3 protein-coding genes and 1 pseudogene are annotated in these 4,140 nt (G+C 45.5%); 3 read left to right on the forward strand and 1 reads right to left on the reverse strand.

Going from position 1 to position 4,140, the window contains the following annotated elements; translation table 11 throughout:
• Positions 1-29: 29 nt before the first annotated feature.
• A pseudogene (locus tag ABD76_RS26090) lies at positions 30-1,264 on the reverse strand (IS110 family RNA-guided transposase).
• A 568-nt stretch (positions 1,265-1,832) separates the two neighbouring features.
• Between ABD76_RS26090 and ABD76_RS26095 the strand changes: the two are divergent.
• The 3 genes from ABD76_RS26095 to ABD76_RS26105 form a co-directional block, all read left to right on the forward strand.
• Positions 1,833-2,759: a PadR family transcriptional regulator gene (locus tag ABD76_RS26095; RefSeq protein ID WP_197259870.1), complete on the forward strand. Its 927-nt coding sequence runs from the start codon at positions 1,833-1,835 to the stop codon at positions 2,757-2,759.
• Positions 2,760-2,806: 47 nt separating this feature from the next.
• Complete coding sequence (locus ABD76_RS26100) at positions 2,807-3,283, forward strand: VanZ family protein (protein ID WP_197259871.1); 477 nt, start codon at positions 2,807-2,809, stop codon at positions 3,281-3,283.
• Positions 3,284-3,395: 112 nt separating this feature from the next.
• Positions 3,396-4,140, forward strand: a 745-nt coding sequence (locus tag ABD76_RS26105; RefSeq protein ID WP_197255187.1) for an IS256 family transposase, incomplete at its 3' end; no start/stop codon positions are given.

The raw sequence follows: 4,140 nt of genomic DNA on the forward strand, positions 1-4,140 counted from the left end.
ATTTTACCAACTAATGGGAAATATAGGGGTTATCCGGTGTCTCCTAGCTCTTGAATGTCCACTTTGTAGCCTAACTGTTGAATTTTTCGTATCCAGAAGTCGACGTCTTTCTCTTTTTTCGGTAAATAATCCGGCCCCAGTTCCTCATAGGGGACACCGGTGAGCAGCATAATAAAGATGATTCGTAGTAACAGGTGAGCCAGCGCCATGTTTGCTTTTTTCGGCCCTCGTCGTTTGACCAGCCGGTAATAAAAAGCGGACAATCTCGTGTTTTTTGTTTTGGTAGCGGCCCAGGCTGCCTGACAAAGCACGGACTTTAGACCTTTATTCCCTTTACGGGTTCTCGTGCTCTTTTTTTTCCTGCGCTTTCGTTATTGCCTGGACTCAATCCTCCCCAAGAGGCGAGGTGCCCTTCCGAAGGAAAGACCGACATGTCGGGTCCAATTTCCGCAAGGATGCTCGCCGCGGCATCCTTATCAATCCCCGGTATGGTATCGAGCAGTTCGATTTCCTTCTGGTAAGGGTTCAGCAGTTCTTCGATCTCAGCTTCCAAAGCTGCAATTTCTTTTTCCAAATACTCTAGATGGTCGTAATGCCTGCGGATCATCTTGCGATGGTGGGCCCGCACTCGTCCGTTCAAGGCGTCAACCAACTGCGGTACTTTTTTCTTGACTTGGGTTTTGACCATAGTTTTCACGTCTTCCGGTGACAGAACAACGCCGTTCATAACTGATTCCAGTAAAGCGCGACCTGAAACACCAAATACATCGCTGATATAGGTGGTCAACTTGATGTTCCCGTCTTGAAGAATTTTGTGGATACGGTTCTTTTCCGCTGTCGCGTCGTTGACTAGCTTCCGGCGATACCGGGTGAGATCACGCAAATCCCTGATATCTTCTGGTGGCACGAAGCTGGCTTCTATCAACCCGCAACGTAGCAATTGTGCGATCCAGACGGCGTCTTTCATGTCTGTTTTTTTGCCCGGCACATTCTTGATCCGCTGCGGATTGGCCAAGATAAGTTCGAACGAGTCTTCCAGCAGGTTCCATACGGGCTTCCAATAAACGCCGGTACTCTCCATCGCGACATGCGTACATTTCTGTTCCAACAGCCAATCATGGAGTTTTAGCAATTCCTTGGTCGTTGTTCCAAACGTTTTGATTTCTTGCTGTGGTTTCTTGTTGAGTGGCCCTGCCAGTACACAGGCGACGACCGTTTCCTGATGCACATCCAACCCTGCGCACCGTTCCAAAATCGCATCCATTCCAGCTTCACTTCCTTGCTTTTGGATTCAGCAGAACATGCAGCAACGAGAAGTGTACTTTTGTACACGTGCTCAGGGCAACAATCGGCGGTGCTCAAAGCTGCAATAGGCCCGTTTTCTGTACGGGATGTGACTCACCAAAAAAAATTCGACCTTTGATCTGCCTATCTTTATTTGCTCAGAAGAACTTCAAAATTACAAGTCCCCATTTTCATCCATCGTGGTGGCCGTCAGGCCGTGGGGGTTTTCTGTGATATTATCCGCTCTAGCCGGCTTGGCGGTTCTCTTGGGGATATGGGCGAATGGAAGGGATGCTTGTACGAAGAAAAGAAAGAAAATAAAGCCGCACGATAGTGAATAGAACAACCATTTGTTTAAATTTCTTTTTAGCGATTCGGAGCTGTTAACTTCGCCGGTGAACAGCAAAAGAGCAGCGGGAGTTTTTCCTCAACTCCTTAGCGGCTCTTTTTATCATGTGAACGAACGAGATTGCATATCTCATATTTACATGAGCGGCAAAATAAGTTACTATTAACCTATGTTATTAGTAACCTAATGAGGTGGCTTTATGTCAATCAAGTATGCCATATTGGGGCTTCTTAGCTGGAAACCCGCTACAGGATATGAACTAAAAAAGATTTTTGAAGACTCTTCCGCAATGTATTGGTCGGGGAACAATAATCAGATCTATAAGTCCCTTGTTCAGCTCCTGGATGATGGCTTCGTGACTAACGAGGTAAAGCATCAGGAAAGCTCTCCATCGAAGAAAATATACAGTATTACCGAGGAAGGGCTGGCCAGATTGAAAGATTGGGTTCTTGAAGAACCGGACGTTCCCGAGCTCAAGAACACGTTCCTTATTCAATTGGCGTGGGCGGACCAACTGAGCGACGAGGAATTGCATGAAATGCTGGATCGATATGAAAGCAGGATCAACATGCAGCTTATATACCAGCAGGAAAAAACGAAGCGTGGAGTTCAGGCGCCCAATCGAAACGAGCGGGAAACCTTTTTGTGGGATAAAATTGCTGAAAACCAGCTGTCCTTCTATCAGAACGAACTGAAATGGGTGCAAGGAATTCGCAAGGAACTCGATTACAGAACACAAATGGAGGAGAGAACGACAATGAACTATAAAATTGTGGAGAACGGAACGAAAAAGTATATCGAATTGATCTCTAGCCCAACCCCGCTAAGCACAGAGCAGGATGCCGTGGATCTGGTTGCGTTGTGCAGAGAACATGATCTCGATTTTCTGATGCTGCATGGGGAGGCGCTGTCGGAGGACTTTTTCAACCTGAGAACAGGCGTAGCGGGAAGAATGATGCAAAAATTTATCACCTACAGTGTTAAGACGGCCGTCGTCATTCCCGATCCATCGGTGAATAAAGGCAGGTTTAAGGAAATGGTCGCCGAATCCAATCGCAGCAACCAGTTTGGGGTTTTTGAAACGAGAGAAGACGCGGAAAGCTGGCTTATTCAATCACGCTCTTAGCAAAAAATCCGAGGGGTTAATAAGCTAGTAATGAGGGGAGTTGGGCAATGGACTATCTTCTTGATTTTATTTTGTTAGCATTCATTTATGTTTTGTTTTTTTATAGGAAATGGAATAAAAAATCAAAAAAGCATTTAATCCTGAATTCAATAATATACGTTTATATGGTAATGGTCTTATTTGTTACGGTAATGCCATTTACCTTACCCTTTGGCGGAACGAATAATTTGTTTATGGAAACGGCAAATTTTATTCCTTTTAGAGATTTAATGGCAAATTACAGTGGGGCGGCTAGAGAACTAATTTTAAATGTAATTATGATGATGCCTTTTGGATTTTTATATCCCATCATTAAGAAAAAAGGTGTTCTGAGTACGGTAGCATTGACTTTTCTTTTTAGCTTAATCATTGAATCTTCTCAGCTACTAAGTGCCTGGTGGGGAGGCTTACATTCAAGAACTTTTGATGTGACTGATTTGATAACAAACACATTTGGAGGTTTAGTGGGCTATCTTATTAGTTGAGTCCGTATAATTGTGTAAAATAGCTTCTTCCAATAAATGAAGAGAGCCATATTCAAACCCCTCAAGTAGAATGTAGTTGCTGACACAACAAACTAGTGAGGTGGATTTGAAAATGGCTCAATATCAGATTAACGTAGATTCGAATATTTTGCATCAATTATTTATTGGAGATAGTAAGGATGCGGGAGTAGCCAAGCTGCTGGAATCCGTATTGAATCAAGTCTTACAAGCGCAGGTGACCGAACAGTTGGATGCAGAACGTTATGAGCGGGCAGAGGAGCGCAAGGGATATCGAAATGGGACATACCCGCATAAGCTCACAACACGTGTAGGCACACTTACGCTTCATATTCCACGTATCCGGGATGGCAAGTTCTCTACGGATTTATTTGCCCGATACCAACGAAGTGAGCAAGCTTTTGTATTAGCCTTAATGGAGATGGTTGTCAATGGTGTCTCTACTCGCAAGGTGTCGCAGATTACCGAGGAGCTGTGTGGCGCCGAATTCTCAAAGTCTACGGTGAGCGAGTTATGCAAGAAGCTCGATCCCATCGTACAAGCTTGGAGCCATCGTCCACTTGGTGACAGTCAGTTTCCATTTGTGCTGGTAGACGCCATGTACTTGAAGGTACGTGAAGACGGTCGTGTACGCTCTCGTGGACTTCTGATCGCAACAGGAGTCAATACCGACGGAACACGAGAAGTGCTTGGGCACATGCTCGGCGATTCGGAATCGGAAGAGACGTGGGGGGCCTTCTTCCAGGAACTGAAGCAGCGCGGGTTACGGGGTGTGGATTACATCGTCTCGGACCAGCATGGCGGGCTTGTGCGTGCGATCCGTCAGCATTTTCAGGGGG

It is taken from the genome of Paenibacillus dendritiformis, assembly GCF_015845845.1.
GTDB classification, from domain to species: domain Bacteria; phylum Bacillota; class Bacilli; order Paenibacillales; family Paenibacillaceae; genus Paenibacillus_B; species Paenibacillus_B dendritiformis_C.

Coding starts and splice junctions, on each gene's coding strand:
- ABD76_RS26095 (WP_197259870.1), top strand. CDS start 1,833: ATGTCAATCAAGTATGCCATATTGGGGCTTCTTAGCTGGAAACCCGCT.
- ABD76_RS26100 (WP_197259871.1), top strand. CDS start 2,807: ATGGACTATCTTCTTGATTTTATTTTGTTAGCATTCATTTATGTTTTG.